23 protein-coding genes are annotated in these 18,681 nt (G+C 46.4%); 9 read left to right on the plus strand and 14 right to left on the minus strand.

Annotated features, from left to right (window positions below):
• Positions 1 to 206: 206 nt before the first annotated feature.
• The 3 genes from pgpB to lapB all read left to right on the plus strand — a co-directional run bounded on the left by pgpB (position 207) and on the right by lapB (position 2,721).
• Positions 207 to 977: a phosphatidylglycerophosphatase B gene (gene pgpB / locus SC206_RS19740; protein ID WP_332740031.1), complete on the plus strand. Its 771-nt coding sequence runs from the start codon at positions 207 to 209 to the stop codon at positions 975 to 977.
• 259 nt (positions 978 to 1,236) lie between these two features.
• Complete coding sequence (locus SC206_RS19745; protein ID WP_332740033.1) at positions 1,237 to 1,545, plus strand: LapA family protein; 309 nt, start codon at positions 1,237 to 1,239, stop codon at positions 1,543 to 1,545.
• 6 nt (positions 1,546 to 1,551) lie between these two features.
• Positions 1,552 to 2,721: a lipopolysaccharide assembly protein LapB gene (gene lapB / locus SC206_RS19750; protein ID WP_332740035.1), complete on the plus strand. Its 1,170-nt coding sequence runs from the start codon at positions 1,552 to 1,554 to the stop codon at positions 2,719 to 2,721.
• Positions 2,722 to 2,787: 66 nt separating this feature from the next.
• Here lapB and SC206_RS19755 read toward each other — a convergent pair whose 3' ends face one another.
• Positions 2,788 to 3,096 (minus strand): hypothetical protein, encoded by a 309-nt coding sequence (locus SC206_RS19755; protein ID WP_332740037.1) that lies wholly within the window; start codon positions 3,094 to 3,096, stop codon positions 2,788 to 2,790.
• Positions 3,097 to 3,303: 207 nt separating this feature from the next.
• Between SC206_RS19755 and pyrF the strand changes: the two genes are divergently transcribed.
• The gene (gene pyrF, locus SC206_RS19760; RefSeq protein ID WP_332740039.1) at positions 3,304 to 4,032 is read left to right on the plus strand and encodes an orotidine-5'-phosphate decarboxylase; all 729 of its coding nucleotides are present in this window, start codon (positions 3,304 to 3,306) and stop codon (positions 4,030 to 4,032) included.
• 11 nt (positions 4,033 to 4,043) lie between these two features.
• Positions 4,044 to 4,373, plus strand: coding sequence for a stress response translation initiation inhibitor YciH (gene yciH, locus SC206_RS19765; protein ID WP_332740041.1), 330 nt, complete (start codon positions 4,044 to 4,046; stop codon positions 4,371 to 4,373).
• Between the two features lie 228 nt (positions 4,374 to 4,601).
• On the opposite strand, the gene osmB is transcribed toward yciH, so the two are convergent.
• Complete coding sequence (gene osmB / locus SC206_RS19770; RefSeq protein WP_442976143.1) at positions 4,602 to 4,820, minus strand: osmotically-inducible lipoprotein OsmB; 219 nt, start codon at positions 4,818 to 4,820, stop codon at positions 4,602 to 4,604.
• 277 nt (positions 4,821 to 5,097) lie between these two features.
• On the opposite strand from osmB, the gene araD reads away from it, so the two are divergent.
• Both araD and kdgT read left to right on the plus strand, forming a co-directional pair.
• Positions 5,098 to 5,793 (plus strand): L-ribulose-5-phosphate 4-epimerase, encoded by a 696-nt coding sequence (araD, locus tag SC206_RS19775; RefSeq protein ID WP_332740044.1) that lies wholly within the window; start codon positions 5,098 to 5,100, stop codon positions 5,791 to 5,793.
• Positions 5,794 to 6,110: 317 nt separating this feature from the next.
• Entirely contained in the window at positions 6,111 to 7,109 is a 999-nt protein-coding gene (gene kdgT / locus SC206_RS19780; protein ID WP_332740045.1) for a 2-keto-3-deoxygluconate transporter, read from the plus strand.
• Between the two features lie 83 nt (positions 7,110 to 7,192).
• Here kdgT and SC206_RS19785 read toward each other — a convergent pair whose 3' ends face one another.
• From SC206_RS19785 to spy, 4 genes are all read right to left on the minus strand, one after another.
• Complete coding sequence (locus SC206_RS19785) at positions 7,193 to 7,741, minus strand: GNAT family N-acetyltransferase (protein WP_332740046.1); 549 nt, start codon at positions 7,739 to 7,741, stop codon at positions 7,193 to 7,195.
• Between the two features lie 159 nt (positions 7,742 to 7,900).
• On the minus strand, positions 7,901 to 8,206 hold the full coding sequence (locus SC206_RS19790) for a YbdD/YjiX family protein (protein WP_332740047.1): 306 nt from the start codon (positions 8,204 to 8,206) through the stop codon (positions 7,901 to 7,903).
• Entirely contained in the window at positions 8,199 to 10,265 is a 2,067-nt protein-coding gene (locus SC206_RS19795; RefSeq protein WP_332740048.1) for a carbon starvation CstA family protein, read from the minus strand. Before SC206_RS19795 ends, SC206_RS19790 begins: the two co-directional genes overlap by 8 nt.
• A 300-nt stretch (positions 10,266 to 10,565) precedes the next feature.
• The gene (spy, locus tag SC206_RS19800; protein WP_332740050.1) at positions 10,566 to 11,066 is read right to left on the minus strand and encodes an ATP-independent periplasmic protein-refolding chaperone Spy; all 501 of its coding nucleotides are present in this window, start codon (positions 11,064 to 11,066) and stop codon (positions 10,566 to 10,568) included.
• 418 nt (positions 11,067 to 11,484) lie between these two features.
• On the opposite strand from spy, the gene SC206_RS19805 reads away from it, so the two are divergent.
• Together SC206_RS19805 and SC206_RS19810 are read left to right on the plus strand one after the other, a co-directional pair.
• Positions 11,485 to 12,924: an aminotransferase-like domain-containing protein gene (locus SC206_RS19805; RefSeq protein WP_332740052.1), complete on the plus strand. Its 1,440-nt coding sequence runs from the start codon at positions 11,485 to 11,487 to the stop codon at positions 12,922 to 12,924.
• Between the two features lie 100 nt (positions 12,925 to 13,024).
• Positions 13,025 to 14,455 (plus strand): hypothetical protein, encoded by a 1,431-nt coding sequence (locus SC206_RS19810; RefSeq protein ID WP_332740053.1) that lies wholly within the window; start codon positions 13,025 to 13,027, stop codon positions 14,453 to 14,455.
• 57 nt (positions 14,456 to 14,512) lie between these two features.
• Here SC206_RS19810 and SC206_RS19815 read toward each other — a convergent pair whose 3' ends face one another.
• From SC206_RS19815 to SC206_RS19850, 8 genes are read right to left on the minus strand one after another with little or no spacing between them, the layout of a single operon-like run.
• Positions 14,513 to 15,013: a hypothetical protein gene (locus tag SC206_RS19815; protein ID WP_332740054.1), complete on the minus strand. Its 501-nt coding sequence runs from the start codon at positions 15,011 to 15,013 to the stop codon at positions 14,513 to 14,515.
• Entirely contained in the window at positions 15,007 to 15,228 is a 222-nt protein-coding gene (locus tag SC206_RS19820) for a hypothetical protein (protein WP_332740056.1), read from the minus strand. The genes SC206_RS19815 and SC206_RS19820 overlap by 7 nt, the downstream gene beginning before the upstream one ends.
• Positions 15,228 to 15,923, minus strand: a complete 696-nt coding sequence (locus tag SC206_RS19825; protein ID WP_332740058.1) for a hypothetical protein — start codon at positions 15,921 to 15,923, stop codon at positions 15,228 to 15,230. The genes SC206_RS19820 and SC206_RS19825 overlap by 1 nt, the downstream gene beginning before the upstream one ends.
• On the minus strand, positions 15,898 to 16,458 hold the full coding sequence (locus SC206_RS19830) for a hypothetical protein (protein WP_332740059.1): 561 nt from the start codon (positions 16,456 to 16,458) through the stop codon (positions 15,898 to 15,900). The genes SC206_RS19825 and SC206_RS19830 overlap by 26 nt, the downstream gene beginning before the upstream one ends.
• Complete coding sequence (gene sctJ, locus SC206_RS19835; RefSeq protein ID WP_332740060.1) at positions 16,451 to 17,173, minus strand: type III secretion system inner membrane ring lipoprotein SctJ; 723 nt, start codon at positions 17,171 to 17,173, stop codon at positions 16,451 to 16,453. The genes SC206_RS19830 and sctJ overlap by 8 nt, the downstream gene beginning before the upstream one ends.
• Positions 17,170 to 17,469, minus strand: a complete 300-nt coding sequence (sctI, locus tag SC206_RS19840; protein WP_332740061.1) for a type III secretion system inner rod subunit SctI — start codon at positions 17,467 to 17,469, stop codon at positions 17,170 to 17,172. Before sctI ends, sctJ begins: the two co-directional genes overlap by 4 nt.
• Before the next feature lie 14 nt (positions 17,470 to 17,483).
• A complete protein-coding gene (gene sctF, locus SC206_RS19845; RefSeq protein WP_332740063.1) occupies positions 17,484 to 17,765 on the minus strand; it encodes a type III secretion system needle filament subunit SctF in 282 nt (93 codons plus the stop codon).
• Between the two features lie 8 nt (positions 17,766 to 17,773).
• Positions 17,774 to 18,667, minus strand: coding sequence for a PrgH/EprH family type III secretion apparatus protein (locus SC206_RS19850; RefSeq protein ID WP_332740065.1), 894 nt, complete (start codon positions 18,665 to 18,667; stop codon positions 17,774 to 17,776).
• Between the last annotated feature and the right edge of the window lie 14 nt (positions 18,668 to 18,681).

Here is an 18,681-nt window from a genome sequence, read left to right on the forward strand (position 1 = left end):
TAGAATAGTTGACCAATCGGTCTGCTAATTCCTTGCAACAATAACTTTGCACCAATAGATCTCCCTTAAGGCAAACTCACTGCGGGAGCGCACACGAATATTATTCGCAAGTATAACATTCACGGCTAGACTGCGTTGCAAGCGGCTGCGTAGAATGCGCATTATACCTTTCATTTTCATGAATCTTTAGATATTAGGGCCATACAATGTTTCAAATCGCTATAAGGACATCCTGTACCGCGCTGCTCCTGCTGCTCATGCCTGCGCTGGTCTGGCTAAGCGGTTGGCTGTGGTCGCCCGGCATGAGTGACAATATCTTACGCCCATTTTACGCGATAACAGAGACGGTTAGTGCGCCTTGGGGCACCCTGACCAATATTATTCTCTGCGCCTGGTTTCTATGGTGTCTGCGCTATCGCCTTAAACCGGCCATCGTGCTGGTGCTGTTGTTGAGCATGGCGGTGCTGATTGGGCAGGGCGTGAAGAGCTATGTTAAACAACAGGTTCAGGAACCGCGACCTTACGTGCAGTGGCTTGCCAAGACGCAGGGGCTGGACGTCGCCAAGTTTTATGAGCAGAAAAGAAAGGCGCGCGGTTTACAGGTTCGTCAGCAGCTCGACAATATGGAAGACAAGGCCGAGATCCCGCACTGGCTGGGCAATAGCTGGCAGAAAGATACCGACTTTGCCTTCCCGTCGGGCCATACCATGTTTGCCGCGACCTGGGCGCTGCTCGGCGTTGGCCTGCTGTGGCCGCGTCGTCATTACAAGACGATTGCGCTGCTCATCGTGTGGGCGACGGCGGTAATGGGCAGCCGTTTGCTGCTCGGCATGCACTGGCCGCGAGACCTGATGGCGGCGGTGGCGATAAGCTGGGTGCTGATTACGCTGTCGTGCTGGCTGGCGCAAAAACTGTGTGGGCCTTTTGCGCCACCGGTTCAGGAGCAGCAGGAAATTCAGACCCGCGAGCCTGAATAATCCACCGCCTTTTAATTATAAATTTTGTCCCCATATATTGTGCAGGGCGATAAGATAATCCGCCGGAAAAGCCTATAGTTAAGTAGGGGTTAAGTTACACGGCACGAAACCACGCCATCATGCTGTGTGAACTTTCTGCGATCCCGACTTTATCCGGCTGCAATGTTTCCCTGCGGGGATGGGAAATGCTAACTTATTAGGTTAGGACTGCAGTTTTTGGCATAATTTATCCGGACTCTCCGGCATTACAGGACTGAATGTGAAATATTTGCTGATTTTTTTGTTCGTGCTGGTCATCGTGGTGGTTTCAATCACTCTGGGTGCCCATAACGATCAGGTAGTGACCTTTAACTATTTACTGGCACAGGGCGATTATCGCGTGTCGACTCTGCTGGCGGTGCTATTTGCCACCGGTTTTGTGCTTGGATGGGTTATCTGCGGCCTGTTTTATCTGCGACTTCGCCTGTCGCATGCTCGTGCCCAGCGTAAAATCAAACGCCTCGAGCAGCAAATTGCACCCGCTTCGACCGAGCCTGCCGTCCAGCAGACAGCGGTCAGTAAGGAATAACCTTCTATGTTAGAACTGCTGTTTCTGTTACTGCCCGTTGCCGCCGCGTATGGCTGGTACATGGGGCGCAGAAGCTCACAACAGGATAAACAGCAGAATGCCAACCGTTTATCTCGTGAATATGTAGCGGGAGTAAACTTTTTACTCTCGAATCAGCAAGATAAAGCGGTCGATCTGTTCCTCGATATGTTGAAGGAGGACAGTAACACCGTCGAGGCGCACCTCACTCTCGGGAACCTCTTTCGCTCCCGTGGCGAGGTGGACCGCGCAATCCGTATTCACCAGTCGCTTATGGAAAGCGCGTCGCTGACGTTTGAACAGCGACTGCTGGCTATTCAGCAACTCGGACGCGACTACATGGCGGCGGGTTTTTACGATCGCGCCGAAGACATGTTTAATCAGCTGGTTAAAGAGCAGGACTTTCAGCTGCTTGCCTTGCAACAGCTGTTGATTATCCATCAGGCCACCAGCGACTGGCAGAAAGCCATTGAAGTGGCAGAAAAGCTGGTCAAGCTAGGCAAAGAGAACAAAAAGCAGGAAATCGCGCATTTTTACTGCGAGTTGGCGCTTCAGGCAATGGCCAGCGACGACCTCGACAAAGCGGCCGGTCTGCTGAAAAAATCGGCCTCCGCTGATAAGCTTTGCGCCCGCGTGTCCATCATGCAGGGCCGAATTCTTATTGCCCAAGGTGACTACGCCAAAGCGGCCGACGCCCTGAAACGCGTGCTTGAGCAAGATAAAGAAGTCGTCAGTGAAACGCTGCCGATGCTGCAAGAGTGTTATCAGCATCTCGATAACAAGCTCGAGTGGGCCGAGTTTCTGAAACGCTGCGTAGATGAAAACACGGGCGCGACCGCCGAGTTAATGCTGGCCGAAATCCTGCAACAGGAAGAGGGGCGTGAAGTGGCGCAACTCTATATCAACCGCCAGCTGCAGCGTCATCCGACGATGCGCGTGTTTCATCATTTGATGGATTACCACTTGGCGGATGCCGAAGAAGGGCGAGCGAAAGAGAGTCTGGTGCTGCTGCGTGACATGGTCGGCGAACAAATCCGCACCAAGCCGCGCTATCGCTGCCATAAGTGCGGCTTTACCGCGCATTCGCTTTATTGGCACTGCCCGTCGTGCCGTGCATGGGCCACGGTTAAACCGATTCGCGGTCTCGACGGACAATAGTTAACGTACAGTTGTTAAAGCGAAATCTTTGAAGATAAATCATTGCTCGCAAGATTACGCCTGATGTTATTTCTTTTTGCTGGTAGATTTACTGGATGTTTTAGCCGTAGATTTACCCGCAGGTTTAGCAATAAGCAGGCGCAGCTTTTTTAACTCTTTCTGGGTGAGCGCGGGTTCAGCTTGTTCACCTAGGTGCTGATTATCAATCTCCAGCGCTTCAGGTTTGCCGTCTTTTTCTTCTTTATCAGTAAAGCTGTTTTCCAGTCTTGAGCAAACTTCTGCGCTTAATGAAAGCTCGCTATGCAAAGCGGCTTCGCGAATCTGCTCTTTTAAATCCGCAGGGATCTTGATGGTCAGCGTGACAGTCTCGGTCATTTTGAAATTTCCTAAATTAAAACATCAAATTATGTCAGCCTCCGCTTACTGTCTACCCGTTCACAAAAAATTCATAAAACTGTAACTTCTCCATCGTGGGTAGAGATTAACTCTCGGCTGGGCTTTAGGCGGGATGCCATGTAGAATGCGGGCGTCAGATTTTTGTCCCACGCTTCCTACGTTTAAAACTCACAAAAGGTTGAAGAAATGAAGTCAGAAAATAACCCTCATAACAACGACTTGAAATCATCGCCTATTGTAGTCGCCCTTGATTACGCCAATAAGTCAGCGGCGTTGGAGTTTGTTGACCGCATTGACCCACGCGATTGCCGTCTCAAAATTGGCAAAGAGATGTTTACCCTTTTTGGTCCGCAGCTGGTGAAAGAGCTGCACGACCGCAACTTCGATGTCTTTCTCGACCTTAAATTCCACGATATTCCAAACACCGTGGCGCATGCGATTTCTGCCGCTGCCGATTTGGGCGTGTGGATGGTTAACGTACACGCCAGCGGCGGCGCGCGCATGATGGCGGCGGCAAAAAATGCCCTGCAACCTTTTGGCAAAGATGCGCCATTGCTGATTGCCGTTACGGTCTTGACCAGCATGGAAGCCAGCGATTTGGCCGACCTCGGCATTATGCAAAGCCCGGCTGACTACGCGCTGCGCCTGGCCACGTTGACCCGCGATAACGGCCTCGATGGCGTGGTGTGCTCGGCGCAGGAAGCCGTGACCTTTAAAAAACAGCTCGGTAATGACTTTAAGCTGGTCACTCCAGGCATTCGTCCTGCAGGCAGTGCCGCAGACGATCAGCGCCGCGTTATGACTCCGCGCGATGCGCAGCTTGCCGGCGTAGATTACATGGTCATTGGCCGTCCGATTACTCAGTCAGCTGATCCGGCTCAGACGTTAAAAGATATTCGCGCGTCATTGGCGTAAAGGGGAGTCTGATGAAAAATGACGATAACAGCCGTTTAGTTTATTCGACCGACAGCGGACGCATCGACGAGCCGAAGCCTAAAGTTGAACGACCAAAAGGCGACGGCGTGGTGCGTATTCAGCGCCAAACCAGCGGCCGAAAAGGCAAAGGCGTGTGTCTGATTACGGGCGTAGACCTTGATGATGCCGCGCTAGAAAAGCTGGCTGCCGAGCTGAAAAAGAAATGTGGCTGTGGCGGCGCAGTGAAAGACGGCGTGATCGAGATTCAGGGTGACAAACGTGACCTGTTAAAACAGCTGCTTGAAGCCAAGAGCTTTAAAGTCAAATTAGCAGGTGGATAGCGCTTTTATCTACCCAAGAAATAACCCATAAAAAAACGCGCCAGCTGAGCGATCAGCGGCGCGTTTTTTTATTAGTGTGTATAAGAATAGCCAGAGTTAATGCCGGGCAATTAATTTAAATATAAATTCTTGGCATTTATTTACTGTAATTTACGTAAGCCGCATTTACCTTATTTAATAGCTCGTTTAGAGCAGCCCGTATCTATTCTTATTAAGTCAAATTAGCGCTTATCGGCTGATCTGATGACCTACAACGCCACCGACTGCTGCGCCACCGACGGTACCTAATGCGCTACCGCGAGTTAATACAGCGCCGCCTAAAGCACCGGCACCGGCACCAATGGCGGTATTTCGATCGCGGTTAGACCAATGTCCACCACAGGCACTGACAGATAAAGTCACAACCAATACAAATCCAATGCTGGCAACACGCTTATTTAAAATCATTGTCATACTCCTCAAAGGGATTACTTTAATAACGCTTATAAGTATAGTTAAGAAATGGCTTCTTTGCGTAACATCTGTAAATTACGCATTAAGGAAATGTGTTAACAGGTAAATAATCTTAATTAATATTTCCGCTAATCGACCAGCGCACAAAATGCTACATGACAGCCATAAATGTCATTGCAGCAGAACAGCACGCGCTCTTTAGCTATTTATGCCATACCCAGTAAAGCCTAAGGATCTCAGAATAAGTGATGGGTCAAAAAAGGAGATCCCAATGCTTACTTCGTTAAAAGAACAGGTCTTGGAGGCTAATCTCGCGCTTCCACGTCATCATTTGGTGACCTTTACCTGGGGAAATGTCAGCGCCGTCGACCGCCAACAGGGGTTAATGGTGATTAAACCTTCCGGGATTGAATATCAGGATATGAAGCTGGAAGATATGGTGGTGGTCGAGCTTGAAAGCGGCAAGGTGGTTGAAGGGAATAAAAAGCCCTCGTCGGATACTGATACCCATCGCATACTTTATCAGCGCTTTAATGAAATTGGGGGAATTGTGCACACCCATTCGCGCCACGCGACGATTTGGGCGCAGGCCGGACGTGATATTCCCGCTTGGGGCACCACCCACGCCGACTATTTTTATGGTGATATTCCCTGCACCCGCAAAATGAGCGACGCTGAAATAGCCGACCGTTATGAATGGCAGACGGGAGAGGTCATTATTGAAACCTTTACCGAACGCGGCCTTTCACCGAATGAGATACCTGCTGTATTAGTACATTCCCATGGGCCTTTTGCCTGGGGAATAGATGCCGAAAACGCCCTGCATAATGCCGTGGTATTGGAGGAGATTGCCTATATGGGGATCTTCTCACGGCAACTATCTCCCGAGCTGGGTAATATGCAGCAAACCTTGCTCGATAAGCATTATCTGCGCAAGCACGGAAAGAATGCCTATTACGGTCAATAAGAGCGGCATGAGTAACAATAGTTTTGATAAGTCCGCGTCAATAAGTCTAGCAGCAATAATCTCATCTCTCATCGCCTCAAAAATAGTTTCCGCCTCTGCCCGTATCGCGCCTGATACGGGTTTTTTTTGGCTCACGTCACAAAACGAAACAAGGGATCTTTAAAAAAGAAACGTTGTTTCATTTTTATGTGTGCGATCACTTTTATTCGTTTAATAAGCGGTTAATTTGGCGTCCATCAGCGAAGTTATCGTCGCTTATCGGCCGATATCCGGCGCGTTCACCTCAATTGATGCTCTGCTACTCAGGTGGGTACAACATGCAAATTAAACGTGCAATCGAGAAAATTCCCGGTGGAATGATGTTGGTGCCGCTTTTTATCGGCGCAATTTGCCACACTCTAGCCCCGGGAGCCGGTAAATATCTGGGCTCTTTTTCCAATGGATTAATAACGGGTACCGTGCCCATTCTCGCCGTGTGGTTCTTTTGCATGGGGGCGTCAATAAAACTCAGCGCCACCGGCACAGTTTTGCGCAAATCCGGCACGCTAGTGGTCACTAAAATCGCGGTAGCCTGGGTAGTGGCGGCGCTGGCCTCAAAATTTATTCCGGAGCACGGCGTTGAATTTGGCTTCTTCGCGGGTCTCTCCACGCTGGCGCTGGTAGCGTCGATGGACATGACCAACGGTGGCCTTTATGCCTCAATTATGCAGCAGTACGGCACCAAAGAAGAGGCGGGCGCTTTCGTTTTGATGTCATTAGAGTCAGGCCCGTTAATGACCATGATTATCTTGGGCACCGCCGGAATCGCCTCCTTTGAACCCCACGTATTTGTCGGCGCGGTCTTACCGTTCCTGGTAGGTTTTGCATTAGGTAATTTAGATCCAGAACTGCGGGAATTTTTTGGCAAGGCCGTGCAGACGCTCATTCCGTTCTTCGCCTTTGCCCTTGGCAATACCATTAATCTCAGCGTAATTCTGCAAACCGGCCTGCTTGGTGTACTGCTGGGTCTGTCAGTTATCGTGATTACCGGCATACCGCTAATGCTTACCGATAAATTTATTGGCGGTGGTGATGGCACGGCGGGCGTGGCGGCTTCAAGTTCGGCGGGCGCGGCGGTTGCAACGCCGGTGTTAATTGCCGAAATGGTGCCGGAATTTAAAGCTGTTGCGCCAGCCGCCACGGCGCTGGTCGCAACTTCAGTCATCGTGACCTCGGTTTTAGTGCCGATTTTAACGGCCATGTGGTCGAGACGAATTAAAAACCGTGCGGTATTGAATAAGGTCACCATTGACGATCAAATTGCCCGCATCAAATAATCTCGGTCATCTTTTTAACGGCAGCCGCGTTGGCTGCCATCAAAATCTTTAGGAGATTGTTCACAAATATTTATTTTATGAAATCAGATAAGTAGAGTCATTTTTTTATGGCTCACACCTTCTAGAATGATTTTGTTCGCGACAGCAAAGCCATAGCTTTTATACATTTTCTCGAGGTGCGGTTTGGTGTCGTCGGCGAGCAGGGAGAGTTTGCCGAGGGCGTAGGTTTTGGCTTGGATTTTGGCGGCTTCGATTAACTTTTCTGAAAGCTGTTGGCCGCGAAACTCGGGATATACGGCGAGTGAATCGATGTAGAGTTCGTCGTCATCAGCTTCTCTGACGTCGGCAAAGACAGACACCGCCTGCGAAATAAACGTCGGTTCGAGAAAACCGGGAAAGGCTAAAATACACCCCGCCAGTCGTTCATTGATAAAACAAACCTGCGTAAACAGATAACTGTAATAGACATCTTCGCGCCCAAATCCCTGTAAATAAACCTGCTGTGCTTCTGCAAGTGTGCCTTTGCCGGTAAGGTATAGCAGTGCGTGTTCATCCGCAAAGCTAATCAGTTCTATAACCTGACGTGCGTCGGCAAGGGTGGCAGGACGAATAACGAAATGTGAGCTTTTCATGATGTCAGAGAGTTTCAGAGAATTAATGGCCAACAAGGTGAGGGGGAGTTTACGCCTGTGCGAGAACACAGGCGTGTGTTGAGTCAAAAAATCAGATCTTTATCAGGTTTAACTCAGATCTTCATCAGGTATTACTCAGGTCAAAATTCAATGAGAATTTTAACAAGGGCATTTACCGAGCTTTCCGGCTTCACTGGGGAAGCGTGCATCCAGACAATAGCGATGAAACGCTTTCTCCGTCATCGGCGTTTGTTCAGGATGATGCAACGCCATGTGACGCACATAATTAGGATAATCCTGCACGCCCACCATCAGCCTGAAACTCTGCGCGATCCCCTTACCAATATAAACCAGCCACTGTTTGATATTCTCGGGCCGTGGCGGACGTGCAACCATCGGCTGACAGCGTGTAATAGTCAGAAACCGTTGCGGATAATGGCGATAAGGCAAACCATATTCAGACATGACGCGCCTCCCGAGTCGCCAGCGGACTGGTTTCATGTACGGTAGGTTTTGGCGATTTCAATGCGCGGCGGATGACAAAAAATGACGAGATAAGCATAGTCACCGCTACCAGCATAAAGAAGCCGCACAGCACGGCATTTATCTGATTATTCAAGACGATAGTATGCATGTCGGCAATCGTTTTGGCCGGTTTTATCAGCATGTTATTGTCGATACCCGTAGAGAACTTTTTCGCCTGCGCCAGAAAACCGATTGACGGATTTTCATGGCAAATCTTCTGCCAGCCGGCGGTCATGGAAGTTACCAGCAGCCAGACGGTAGGCAAAATCGTTACCCAGACATAGCGCTGTTTCTTCATTTTGAACAACACCACGGTGCCGAGAATCAATGCCATCGAGGCGAGCATCTGGTTGCCGATACCAAACAACGGCCACAACGTATTGATACCGCCCAGTGGATCGACCACGCCCTGATAAACGAAGAAGCCCCAACCCGCCACGGCCACGGTGGTGCCGGCGATAGTGCCAACCCAGGAACGGTTATTTGCCAGTGAAGGAACCGCGACGCCGACCAAATCCTGCACCATAAAACGACAGGCGCGCGTACCGGCATCGACCGCGGTCAGGATAAACAGGGCTTCAAACAGAATCGCAAAGTGATACCAGAATGCCATCATCGCGCGGCTGTTAAAGACGTCAGTAATAATGTGCGCCATGCCGACGGCAAAGGTCGGCGCGCCGCCTGCGCGAGAAAGAATGGATTGTTCACCCACGTCGCGTGCAATCACGGTCAGCATTTCAGGCGTAACTACAAATCCCCAGCCGTTGATGACTTGCGAAGCATTTTCAACCGTGGTGCCAATCAGCGCCGCCGGAGAGTTCATCGCAAAATAGACGCCCGGGTCAATTACCGACGCGCAAATCAGCGCCATGATGGCGACGAAGGACTCCATTAACATTGCGCCATAGCCAATAAAGCGAATGTGGCTCTCTTTTTCGATAAGTTTCGGCGTAGTGCCGCTGGCAACCAGCGCATGAAAACCAGAAATCGACCCGCAGGCAATCGTAATAAACAGGAACGGGAACAGCCCGCCAGAAAATACCGGACCACTGCCATCGATAAATTTGGTTACCGCCGGCATTTTCATCTCGGGCATCGCAAAAATGATGCCCACGGCCAGCCCGAGAATGACGCCAATTTTAAGGAAGGTCGACAAATAATCGCGCGGCGCCAGCAGCAGCCAAACCGGTAATACGGAAGCAATAAAGCCATAAATCACCAGTACCCAGGTCAGCGTGGTGCCGTGCAGGGTAAAGAACGGCCCCCAAACGGGGTCTTGCGCCACGTTACCGCCATAAATAATCGCCAGCATCATCAACACGAAGCCAATGATCGACACTTCGGCAATTTTACCCGGGCGCAGGAAACGCATATAAATGCCCATAAACAGCGCGATAGGAATAGTCGCGGCGATAGTAAACAGGCCCCAGGGACTGTCGGCGAGCGCCTTAACCACCACTAGCGCCAGCGCCGAGAGGATAATGATCATCACTCCTAGCGCGCCGAGCATAGTGACTACGCCAGCAAATTGTCCGAGCTCCTGTTTCGCCATTTCGCCTAGCGAACGGCCGTCGCGACGAGTCGAAATAAACAGAATCAGGAAGTCCTGCACCGCGCCGGCCAGCATAACGCCGATCAAAATCCAGATAGTGCCCGGCAAAAAGCCCATCTGCGCCGCCAGAATTGGCCCGACTAAAGGCCCCGCACCGGCGATGGCCGCAAAATGGTGGCCAAACAGCACCCATTTATTGGTCGGCACATAATCCAGCCCGTCATTTTTTCTAAACGCAGGGGTGGTACGACGGTCATCCAGACCAAAAACTTTTTTGGCAATAAACAGACTGTAAAATCGATAGGCGATGCTGTAGCAGGCAATCGCGGCCACCACTAGCCAGACCGCGTTAATGTGTTCGCCACGGCTCAGCGCCAGCATGCCAAAAGCAAAGGCTCCCACTAACGCCACCACCAGCCAGATAATTCCGGACTTGACGTTTGTCATGATCAACCACTCCTTGAAGATGCAACCTTGAAGGTCGCTATTGTTTTGTCATTCGCAAGGCATGAGAGGAACATGCCCGTAACTGCCCGAGGTAACGTGTTGCAGTCATTGAGGATTACAGCGCAAAAAGGGGGGATATACAGCCGCAAATTCAAACAGAGGATCAGAAATGTGATGCAGTAAACGCTTTCAATGAGTATGGCAGTATAGGGAAGACAAAAACGCGGTACGGGGTTCTGATTCAGACATAAAAAAACCGGCCACGAAGGCCGGCTTTGACGAGATGATGTCTCTTACTTATTAAGCAGCAGGTTTAGCAGCATCGGCTTTGTGTTCGCGATGGTGCTCGGCCATTTTCTCGGCACGTTTCTGATAGTTTTCGTTAAACTGCTTTTTCTGCTCAGGCGTCAGCAGGTTATACATTTTGTTCTCGACTTTGGCACGGTCCAGCATACGCGCTGACTGAGCTTGGGAGATTTTGTCGATCTCTGCTTTCACTTTGGCTTCGTCGAAGCTGTTGGAAGCAACCAGACCGTGTAGGGTATCCATCTGCGTTTTCATTGCGGCACGATCTGGACGCGGGCCAGACTCTTTCATCAGCGCTTTCATTTGCGTGCGCTGCTGTTCAGTCAGGTTCAGACCGGCGAACGGGTTTGGATGATGTGGACCTTTATGGTGATCCATTTTGCCCTGAGTCTGGGCCGGTGCGCCCGTCGCCGGGGTGGTTTCGGCAGCGAAAGCGAAAGAAGCCGAGCTCAGAGCCAGAGTTGAAGCCACAACCATTGCGGTAAGTTTGCGCATTATTCAATTCCTCATTGTTCTGTTATAGCCAGATTCTAAACCAGCTAATGTTGTCTTGTGTAGTCGGCAGGTGTTATGCCTTGCCGGGTTGACGAAATACAGTCTACATCCTGAAATGAATAGTAGTGCGAGGTACTGTAAATGTCTGAAAGCAGGCGTGTCATAATTACATCGATCGTGGAGAAACTGTTTAGAATCCGTAAGGATTTCGCTGTTGCTTACTGAAAAATAAGGTGTTTTAAGATTTACCCTGATCGAGAATTGCATCAATATTGGTCGTATCAAGATTATTCAAATTCTGATGAAGCTAAATAGCGGATATTGGCGAATTCTCGTAAACGGTAAAGTCGTTCACTGATGCGAAAAAGGGTAATCTAGAGATCATACGACAATAACCTATAACAGTAGGCGGTAATGAATGAGCCTGACGCGCTACCAGCAGCTTGCCCAGACGCTGCGTCGACAAATCGATTCACATGTCTGGCTGCCAGGTGAAAAGCTTCCTTCGTTGAGAGAAAGCTGTAAGCAGTCAGGCTTGAGCCTGATGACGGTTTTACAGGCTTATCAACTATTGGAAAGTCAGGGGAGTATTGTTTCCAAACCTCAATCAGGTTATTACGTCGCGCCTCGTCAATTGGCCCACATCAACGCTTCTCCTTTGCATACGCTGCACGCGGCAGAGCAAATAGATGTCAATGACGCCATCTTCGACATTTTAAAGGCGGGGCAAGACCCGGACATTGTGCCTTTTGGTTCTGCTTTTCCCGATCCCACGCTTTTCCCGCAGCCGCGTTTAGCCCGTTCGCTTGCCAGCGCGGTGCGGCGGATGTCACCGCATAGCGCCATCGCCAATCTGCCGCCCGGAAATGAAGAGCTGCGACGTAATATCGCCCAGCGTTATGCGCATCACGGAGTTGAAGTCACGCCCGATGAAATCGTTATCACTTCGGGCGCCATGGAGTCGCTGGGTCTGAGTTTGCAGGTGCTGACACAGCCGGGAGATTGGGTCGCCATCGAATCACCCGCGTTTTATGGGGTGCTGCAAGCGATTGAAAGAAGAAAACTTAAGGCCGTGGCTATTCCAATGGATGAGCAAAATGGCATGGATTTAGCTGCTCTAGAGCAGGCGTTGGCGACTTATCCGATAAAAGCTTGCTGGTTAATGTCTAATTTCCAAAACCCACTGGGTTGTACCATGCCCGCTGAGAAAAAAGCGCGGCTGGTGGACATTCTGCAACATCATCAGGTAGCGCTGATAGAAGATGATGTTTATGCCGAACTCTATTTCAACGGCGTGCGGCCCGATCCTCTAAAAATGTCGGCTTACGGACAGCAAATCTTACACTGTTCTTCATTTTCCAAATGTCTGGCCCCCGGATTCCGCGTGGGGTGGGTGGCGGCAGGGGCTTACGCTTCGCGGATCCAGAGATTGCAGTTGATGAGTACGCTTTCTGCTAGCGTACCGGTTCAACTCGCGCTGGCCGATTTTCTACATCAGGGAGGGTATGACACTCATCTTAGACGCCTGCGTCGGCAGCTTGAGCTAAGACAAATCGCAATGCGCAACGCCATAATTGCCTCTTTCCCGCCTGAGACGCGGGTCAGCCAGCCAGCTGGCGGCTATTTTCTATGGATAAATCTCGGCGAAAAAGTGGATGCAACGAAAATTTATCAGCAGGCATTGGCAAAAGGCATCAGCGTGGCGCCGGGCACTATGTTTGCCGTCGATAGCCGTTATCGGCATTGTTTAAGACTCAATACCTCCTTTGAATGGAATACCCGTGCTGAAAAAGCAATTCAAACATTAGGAAAGCTCGTTTTAGAGGAATCAACGATAGTTAAATGTCGATCCAGATAACAGTTTAGGTTGCCTCTCCATAAAGATGAGCGTTTTATAAAAATCGACCCTATTTTCGTGTGCTATTTAATTACTAAAAAACATAGTGCATGAGAAAATAATGAACGTCGAAAATAACAATCAAGTTATAAAAAGTCTAACCAGACCTGAAATCCCACAACACCTGACGGGAGTCACTGAAGACGACTTAAATAATAATGTCGATAACTTTACTTTCAAAATAGACCTGCAGGACCCTAATGCCCCTGAAGCCTGTCTAATCGAAAAGATGAATGAGAATGATAAATCATGGCTAGGAATGCTGCTTAAGCCTTTCGACATGATCTATTATCTTTGTGGTAAAGCGGGTGAAGAACTCTATCAAAATTATCAGCAACAAGTTGATACAACAGTTGATAATTTCGGAAAATCTATCCTAAATTTGCGTGAAGAACTAAAAAGAATTATGGGAAGGGAAGAAAGTGACCGATTTTATAAACTGTATGAAACCAATTGCAATTTACGAGGAGAAATCCAAGACGTTAAGGCAGATTCAGCAGATAAAAAAATTTTACTGGCGAGTATAGATCAACAGTTAAACGTGATGATTGAAAACTTGCCTTCAGTTTCAACGCACAAAAAGTTACTACGTGTTCTATTGCAAGGTTGTTGTTTGAGAACACCTTTAATGATGCTGCAGATGGCATTCTCTACTCCTATAGAAGAGATACCTGGCGGTTATTCAAAGGTAGGATTGCAATTCCAGCTTGTCATTCCAACTCTCGAAATTTTAAAGAATTTATTTCATGATAAACCGATAGAAAACATTTTCCTCCAACCTTATCTTCACTTGGAAGCAGGTGCGTCAGCGAAGTTGGATTTTAACGGTTATTTGCCAGTGACTTTTCAGGCCTGTATGACTGGCATGCGCGTTACGCATTTCGGTTTAAATATTACTCTAGAAAAAACTGCGAAAGGATGGATCTGGGCAAATACCGATTACATTATGGAGGCGGTAAACAGGTTTGAAGGAAATATTGCGATTAATAGAGATATAGACGATTTAACTCCCGGTATACAAGCTAAGTTAGGAGGCGATACTGTTCGGCAACTAGTCTTTCCATGCAATTCTCTAGGGACAACTAAATTTTTTTCTCAGTGTGCAGTGCGCTCATTAGGAGCACTTGGGCTCGGAGGGCTGGCGTTAGGAGGAGGGCTAAATTTTCCCACTGTAAAAGCAGCAAGTATTATAGGCCAGGATCTAATAAGTATCCCATTAGACATAAGCGGATTAGTACAGCCTAATAAAATCGTGGATATTGTGGAATTGTTGACATTGGGCATCGATCTTTCAATGGGAACCAATACTAAAGTATCTGGTTTAGGTAATCTGGATCTTATGCTGATGAACCGCCTGAATGGCTCATACTTGGTTGAACATGATTTTGTGCAACCCGAGTTAATACCTGCGATGTCAAAATCAACATCAAATACTGAGCAGCATGTAAGAAAGCGCAAGATTTCTGAAGAAATAAGCCATGCTAAAAAATAGTTTTGGAGAAATGCCTGAGTTTGCGATCAGGCATAAATCGGCTAAACAATAAACCTACTAGATACAGTGAAGATATCCTTTTTTAGCTAACAACCATTTGTCAGAGTAAGAATTTGCCAACTCAACATTATAGTCAACTTTGGGTGCGAGTAATCGTGAGCAGATCTGCTGTCTTAACTTATTATCATCCAAAGTGCTTTCAAGCGTTTCAGTAAACTCTTTACGTTCGCTATCACTGAGCTTAGCTAAGGCTTCAGTAGGTAAGTTTTTATGCGCAAGTCGACTAGTCTCACTCTTATCGATTAGCGATTGGTACCAAGTTAGGGTACCTGCTTGGGCATACAGATAAGCGGCACGTTTTTTTTGACTTTTATCAATGCAGTCATTCATTTGCAGGTAAATCAACTTTGGATTATCACTAACCGCTTCAGCACAAGTCGTATTATCAAGAGTAATTTCTTTAGGCAATGCTTTAGGTTGCACACAGCCTGCTAAAAACAAACAGAGACAAAGTGTGGCAATCTGCGGATAACCTATTTTAAAGGGAATCTTCACCACGTGATAGGTTCCTTCTCATCATCTATTTTTTCTTGTAGCTCTTGCTGAGCTTGTTTAAATACAAAATCCACTAAGCTTTTATAAATTTTATCATAGTTCTGTTCAGTAGAATTTCCTGTAAGTTTACTTACACGATCTTTGAGTGCAATATTATCTACAGTAGGTAAGTTGTTTTTTAAAGAGTTATAATTTGACTGGCAGCGTAAACTATCCATTAAAGGCTCCTTGGTGTTTCTTTAATTAATTTCGTAGAAAGCATATTGATAAATTCGCGCATTGCCTGTCCTGAAAGACAGGTCAATTGATTTTCCAGATGCGACAAATAATCCGTTTTTATTTTCTGTTTTTTTATCCATTGCTCTGGCGAAAATTCTGCGATTTTATTGGCATGTTTGATTACATACCGATTTTCATCATGTTGATGTAGCTGAACATCTCCTTGCCAAATGGTTTTTATAAATTCAAGTAAATTTGTTTTCAAATTAGGCGAGTGCTGTGGAATTAACAATATGAGGGGTTGGTGGCTTTCCTTTATTTCTTGAGCCAGCTTTTGTAACCAGTCTTTAATGATGAGGCTGAATACCTCATCGTCCCCAAGCGCTTGCTTAAGATTATGACGCATCGTCTGATTAACATGGGTGTAAAATTCATGGTACAACGCATTGCTATTCTGAAGGTAGTCGGCTACGGAATTAAATGACAACATAATTCCAGCCTGATATCCCTCATTAAAGGCCGATTCGCTAATCTCCTTTGATTCCAAGTTAGCCTGCTTGATGATCTTTGAGGCATTGTTTTGGGCCTGCTCAATTATTCGCATGGCTCTGTCGCGCGCTTTCAAAATTTTTCCTGGAACCAAGACGCCCTCTAGGGCATCTTCAATATCAAAAGGTATGAGAGAATTTTGCATGTTGAATAGCCAATCTAAAATCTAACAGGGAAAGAGGCTTAGGATGAGGCTTAGGTGTTAGCCTCATAATGCTCTCGCTGAAAAGTAGAGGAATACGCTGAATAAGAGCCTTAGATAAGTGTACTGAGAGATTCAATAACATCTGCGCACCACAGGCGTAAAGATAATCTTGTGTCACCGTCGTCCCCATAATGACAGGTTGTACGTCAGCACAATCAGTAAGGCAAAAATGACGGATGCTTTGCGGTAAGAGCTCAAACTCACCTTGATACATCAGCCCGGAACGGTGTCTACGACAGGCAAGGATTTTCGAGATCTCAGGCAGCAACATCCAATTTTGGATAAAATTATCCAGAAAAGAACCTGCCTCAACGTGAGGCAGGTCATTCGAATAACCATTATGTCTTATAAAAACTTTGTTAATTAATTTTTGACAAGTCGCATTGTCGAATATTTCATGATCAACCTTTCTGTCATTATTCATCCAGGAATAGGGTTCAAAAATGATAGCATGTAACGATAATTTGCTAACCATTGAGCACCTTTTTGAAATCAAATTTTCTATAAAATAAATAGCCAACTATCATTAAAATAAGTAGGGCAGGGACACTTAACCACCAATAATTAAATTGCTCAGCATCGTTTTTAAATGCTAACTCCGGTGTTATGGGGAGTACAGCCGATGGGTTTAACACGACGGAAATATCATCGTAACTCAAGTTAGTAAAACTATTTTTAAGAAATCGTTTTACGTCGCTTATCATCAATGAACTATCAGCATGATTGTCATAACTTATTAAGGCCGAAACATGCTCAGGCTCCTTCTTTTTGACATTATTGCTTGAGTCAAACTGATAACTTACATGAACCTGTACAGCCGTTACGCCTTGTAGAGCCATAAGCGACTGCTCCAACCGTTGCTCAATGGCTGAATAAAGTCTTGCCATTTCAGCTAGAGGCGACGATATAAGCGAGTCAGAAGGAAACATACGTGCTATTTCCATTCTTGGCTGAGAAGGTAAATTATAAATACGCAATAGCTCCACGGCATTACTAAAATCTTGCTTTGCTACCGAGACTTTATAGCCATCTTTGGCAAAATCTTTTTTGTCGGCATAAATATTATTTTTTTGCAGAAGTGCAAGAACTTCATTAGCTTGACGTTGGTCAAGCCCTTTAAGTAGCTCTTGTTCTTTGCAGCCTGTGAGAAAAAAGATAAACACGGCAATAAAAAAGTGCGAAATTTTCATGCCCGCAACAATGTCTCCACAGCACCTGTCGCTTTTCGAGTTAAAGCACTAATAAGCGAGACTTCGATATTATAATCAGCCGTTTGCTGCTGTATGGCAAACAGTGTCTCAGGGGAGGTAACTGAGCCGGATGAGCTGACTAAATCAAGCACGTGCTGTTTTCGCTGATCAAAATTTTGAACATTAGCGGCATAGGTTGCAATTAAATTATCCTCAAGGCTGACGTATTCACTGGTGAAACTATCAGACCCCAGCTTTTTTGAAAGACTTTGGGTTAATGGCAAAGTGTGCATCATATATCCTATAAATATTATCTGAAGTTAGAAATAGTAGCAGCGGCTATATCTTTAAATGCTTTTACTGAACTGGATTGCGCATTACAGAACAGGGTATAGGCTGATAGCGCGGCTTGATAATTTGCTAATTTTGTCGGGTCTGATGTATCACTTGAACCACCAGGACCGCCATTTAAATCTAATAAAGCTGTATCCAACTTACCTTTTAACGAAGTTACGCCTGTGTTGAATTTATCGGACAAATTCATAATATACTCTAGAGTACCTGGAGCATTATAATTGTTAACTTTATTCATGACTTTTCCTATGTTGAACGATTTAATAACCAATGGTTGGCAGAAAGTTTAATATAACCTTGCTTGCCATATTTAAATGATTTGTTAGCGGGAGGTGTATCTTTTAAATTAATAGATAAAAAATAGTCAGGGTTGGGATATTTTTGTTTTAAAAATTTAATTTTCTGTATGGTTTCATCATCAATTTCACCAACAAAATTGAAGTTCGTAAGTTTATTGATCTTATCTTTAGTGAAACTTAGTTTCATCTTGCGGAGGGCATTCTCTACTTCTTGTATATCATTTGAGTCTTTTTTCGCCACCTTAATATTGGGTAAGGACTTGTTCAAGGGTTTATTCAAAGGCTTGAGTATGTTTTTATTGGAGAGGGCTGAGTGCGCCACAGGGATAAGATTACTGCCTGCTCCTTTTGAATAAATTTTAAAATAAGCAAAAGTTAAAAGTAGAGCAGTTAAAAAAGTATAAATTGCCGCAAGCCTTTTTTTAGGAGAACTGGTTCTTTTAAATGCCTTGGTTGCATTAAGCTGGCTGTTATTAGGAGCCCAAGAATTTATGGCCAACTTCATTATGATTATTAACGAACCAATATAAATCTCATCATTGAATTTAACTGTGGATTTTATTAAACCATCGGCATTGTGTTTTACAAGCTCTACCTCATCCACTAAGTTATCTTTAATGATGACTTCAAAGTTAATACCTCCCTCATTTATCGGTATGATTAAGGCATTACTGTTATCAACTGGATATTCAGTTAACTGTTTTGGTGATGAAACGTGAAAAAATGTACACTCGTGGTCAAGTTCAAATTCACAACCACCTAATAGGCTATTTATTACCTTTAGAGTGATTTTTTTATTAGTTTGAACAGTTTTGACTGTTTCATTATAAATGGGTGCCATAAAATGAATCTCTA

Source organism: Rouxiella sp. T17 (assembly GCF_036663475.1).
Classification (GTDB): Bacteria; Pseudomonadota; Gammaproteobacteria; order Enterobacterales; family Enterobacteriaceae; genus Rouxiella.